This window comes from Bradyrhizobium erythrophlei, assembly GCF_042430365.1.
GTDB lineage: Bacteria > Pseudomonadota > Alphaproteobacteria > Rhizobiales > Xanthobacteraceae > Bradyrhizobium > Bradyrhizobium erythrophlei.
Genome location: NZ_JBHMET010000117.1, coordinates 1 through 2,474 on the forward strand (window position 1 = coordinate 1; position 2,474 = coordinate 2,474).

Annotated in this window: 2 protein-coding genes and 1 pseudogene; all 3 read right to left on the reverse strand. The window is 64.1% G+C overall.

Annotated elements, in window-relative coordinates; translation table 11 throughout:
- Nucleotides 1-108: 108 nt before the first annotated feature.
- Complete coding sequence (locus ACFFWD_RS18205; RefSeq protein ID WP_376967522.1) at nt 109-360, reverse strand: hypothetical protein; 252 nt, start codon at nt 358-360, stop codon at nt 109-111.
- On the reverse strand, nt 357-1,550 hold the full coding sequence (locus ACFFWD_RS18210) for an IS91 family transposase (protein ID WP_376967524.1): 1,194 nt from the start codon (nt 1,548-1,550) through the stop codon (nt 357-359). Before ACFFWD_RS18210 ends, ACFFWD_RS18205 begins: the two co-directional genes overlap by 4 nt.
- A 9-nt stretch (nt 1,551-1,559) precedes the next feature.
- Nucleotides 1,560-2,420 (reverse strand): annotated as a pseudogene (locus ACFFWD_RS18215) (tyrosine-type recombinase/integrase).
- Between the last annotated feature and the right edge of the window lie 54 nt (nt 2,421-2,474).

Consider the following 2,474-nt stretch of genomic DNA (forward strand, 5'->3'; position numbering starts at 1 on the left):
GGGAATCTTGAGGGTTCTGTGAGGTCGTTTGCACGCCGGCGCCCTGGATGCGATCGTGAGCACGACCTCATAGAAGCCGGATTGAACGAAGCCGCGGGTTGTTTGGCGCTATGGGGAAAGTTGCCACGGCGTGCTGGCGAGACTGCTCTGACGACGGCCGCGCAATTGATGCGAAGCGCTGTTTTGGCAAGGAAGACCTCGCGGATCGGGTACTGAGCGCGAGAAACAGGTCAGGTTTAGTTGTTGGCCAGCTCTGGAGTCGGTATTGCGGCAGTTGATCGGCATAGCTGGCCGGTTGGCGACAGGACGCGCAGCAAGCTCGGCGGCGGTGAGGATGAAAATCAACAGCGATGAGATCATGACGTGTCACAGTAGAATGGCTGATAGGTGGATGAGCGCGGCACCGCTGCGATCCGCCGCATGGTGCCGCCGCAATCGGGGCAGATCAGGAAATCACTGGCGTTGTTCTGTCGATCGCCTTTGGCGTGACCGTCCGCCAACTCTGAATTGGCCATGGCGTGATAGGTATCGAGCAACCGGCGGCAGAGAGCGAGATTGTTGCCGCGTTGGCCGTTGGCGAGGAAGCCGTAGTAGCGAATCCGGTGGAAGCCATCCGGCAGGGCATGCAGCAGGAAACGGCGGATGAACTCGTCGGCATCGAGCGTCATCAGCCTGGTCTTGCCGTCCTGGCGATAGTCTTTCCAGGCGAAGCGGACCTTGCCGTCGGAGAGTGACACCAGCCGGCTGTTGGCGATGGCGACGCGATGGGTGTAGCGGCCGAGATAGGCCAGCACCTGTTCGGGGCTACCGAACGGTGGCTTGGCATAGACGACCCATTCGATGCGCCTGAGTTGGTCGAGCCCGGTGGCGAAAGCCGTGGGCTCGGCAAGACCGGCGAGGTTGCCGAAGAAGCGCAGCTTGCCGGCGTCGAATGCATCCTGCAGGTTCTGGAGGAACAGGCGACGAAACAGGCGCGAGAGCACGCGCACCGGCAGGAAGAAGCCGGGGCGGCAAGCGATCCAGCGCGTGCCGTCGAGCGAGGGGCCGCCGCCTGGCACCACGCAATGAATGTGCGGATGGTGCTGCAGGGTCTGACCCCAGGTATGGAGCACCGCGGTGACGCCGATTTGCGCGCCCAGATGCCTGGGATCGGCGGCAATGGTGGTGAGCGTCTCAGCGGCGGCGCGGAACAGGATCGTATAGACGGTGGCCTTGTTCTGGAAGGCGATCTCGCCTGCCAGCGTCGGCAGCGTGAAGACGACGTGGAAGTACGGCACCGGCAACAGTTCGGCCTGTCGATGCGCGAGCCATTCGGCGCGTGCCAGTCCCTGACACTTGGGACAATGGCGGTTGCGGCAGGAGTTGTAGGCGATGCGTGTCGCGCCGCAGTCATCGCACTGCTCGAGGTGACCGCCGAGCACCGCGGTCCGGCACGCCGTGATGGCGCCCATGACGCGCCGCTCGACGCGGCCGAGATGCCCGGCACGGGCCTGCCGAAACGCCTCACCGTGGCGGCGGAAGACGTCCGCCACCTCCAGAACCGCAGCCATGGTGCCCGGTCAGCCGGGCGGCACGACCTCCAGACGAAGCCGGTCAAGCGGGCTTGGCGTGTTGCTGATGGTCTTGGTGGCGACCTGGGTGTAGCGCGCCGTGCTGGCCAAGCTGGCATGGCCGAGCAGCACCTGGATGATGCGCACGTCGGCCCCGTTCTCCAGCAGATGCGTCGCGAAGCTGTGCCGCAGCGTGTGTACCGTCACCTTTTTGCTCAGGCCGGCCGCCAACCGGGCCGAACGGCAGGCGGCATGCAATACGGTGGGATCGAGCGGCCGGTCCTCGTTACGGCCGGGGAACATCCAGCGCTGTGGCCGAGCCAACCGCCAATAGCTGCGCAGAATCCGCAACAGCTGTGGGGAGAGCATGACGTAACGGTCCTTGCCGCCCTTGCCTTGCTCGACCCGGATCACCATCCGCTGGCTGTCGACGTCGGCAATCTTCAACAGAACCACCTCCGACACGCGCAGTCCGGCGGCATAGACCGTCGTCAGCGCGGTGCGGCTCTTGAGGCTTGGAATTGCCTCCAGGAAGCGCACGATCTCGTCGGCGCTCAGCACCACCGGCAGCTTGCTCGGCTGGCGCGCATAGCTGATGCGCTCCGGAATGGCGTCATGGCCGAGCGTCACACCGTAGAAAAACCGCAGCGCACAGACGATCTGGTTGAGCGCCGGCCAGGATATCCCGGTCGCCACCAAGTGGACCTGGAAGGCGCGGATATCCTCCAGCTCGAGACGATCGGGGGACCGACCGAAATACCGGCTCAACTTCGATACCGCGGCAAGGTAGGATCATTGCGTCGCTGGCGACAGATTGCGGACCGTCATGTCCTCGATCATGCGGCGGCGAAGAGGGCTGATCTCAGCCATTGGAAAACTCCTGTCTGAAGGGTTGGGCTTCGAAAACCCGCAATCCTCTCAGAC

Excerpts from the sequence above, each read along its gene's own strand:
- ACFFWD_RS18210 (WP_376967524.1), bottom strand. The coding sequence starts at position 1,550 with ATGGCTGCGGTTCTGGAGGTGGCGGACGTCTTCCGCCGCCACGGTGAG.
- ACFFWD_RS18205 (WP_376967522.1), bottom strand. The coding sequence starts at position 360 with ATGATCTCATCGCTGTTGATTTTCATCCTCACCGCCGCCGAGCTTGCT.